General features: G+C 62.3%; 1 protein-coding gene. It reads left to right on the forward strand.

Annotated elements, in window-relative coordinates:
• Positions 1 to 5 precede the first annotated feature (5 nt).
• Positions 6 to 1196, forward strand: a complete 1191-nt coding sequence (tuf, locus tag AC1D1F_RS24740) for an elongation factor Tu (RefSeq protein WP_477656186.1) — start codon at positions 6 to 8, stop codon at positions 1194 to 1196.
• Positions 1197 to 1199 lie beyond the last annotated feature (3 nt).

Here is a 1199-nt window from a genome sequence, read left to right on the forward strand (position 1 = left end):
GAAAAATGGCAAAAGGCAAATTTGAGCGGACCAAGCCGCACGTCAACGTAGGCACGATTGGCCACGTGGACCATGGCAAGACGACGCTGACGGCGGCGATCACGACCGTTCTGGCGTCCAAGTTCGGCGGCGAAGCCAAGGGCTATGACCAAATTGACGCGGCGCCCGAAGAAAAAGCGCGCGGCATCACCATCAACACCGCCCACGTTGAATACGAAACGGCGAACCGCCACTACGCCCACGTGGACTGCCCAGGCCACGCCGACTATGTGAAGAACATGATCACCGGCGCCGCCCAGATGGACGGCGCGATCCTGGTGTGCTCGGCCGCTGACGGCCCCATGCCCCAGACCCGCGAGCACATCCTGCTGGCCCGCCAGGTCGGCGTGCCTTACATCATCGTGTTCCTGAACAAGTGCGACATGGTCGACGACGCCGAGCTGCTCGAACTCGTTGARATGGAAGTGCGCGAGCTGCTCGACAAGTACGACTTCCCCGGCGACAAGACCCCTATCATCCACGGCTCGGCCAAGCTCGCCATGGAAGGCGACAAGGGTCCCCTGGGCGAAGAGGCCATCATGAAGCTGGCTGAAGCACTCGACACCTACATCCCCCTGCCAGAGCGCGCGGTTGACGGCGCCTTCCTGATGCCCGTGGAAGACGTGTTCTCCATCTCCGGCCGCGGCACTGTCGTGACCGGCCGTGTCGAGCGCGGTGTGGTCAAGGTCGGCGAGGAAATCGAGATTGTYGGTATTGCCGACACGCAAAAGACCACCTGCACCGGCGTGGAAATGTTCCGCAAGCTGCTGGACCAGGGCCAGGCCGGCGACAACGTCGGTATCCTGCTGCGCGGCACCAAGCGCGAAGACGTGCAGCGCGGCCAGGTGCTGTGCAAGCCCGGCTCCATCAAGCCGCACACGCACTTCACCGGCGAGATCTACGTCCTGAGCAAGGACGAAGGCGGCCGCCACACGCCTTTCTTCAACAACTACCGCCCCCAGTTCTACTTCCGCACGACGGACGTGACSGGYGCGATCGAGTTGCCAGAAGGCAAGGAAATGGTCATGCCAGGCGATAACGTGTCGATCACCGTCAAGCTGATCAACCCGATCGCCATGGAAGAAGGCCTGCGTTTCGCCATCCGCGAAGGCGGCAAGACCGTCGGCGCCGGCGTCGTTGCCAAGATCATTGCGTAATTT

The sequence above is a fragment of the Polaromonas sp. P1_H6 genome (assembly GCF_056405195.1).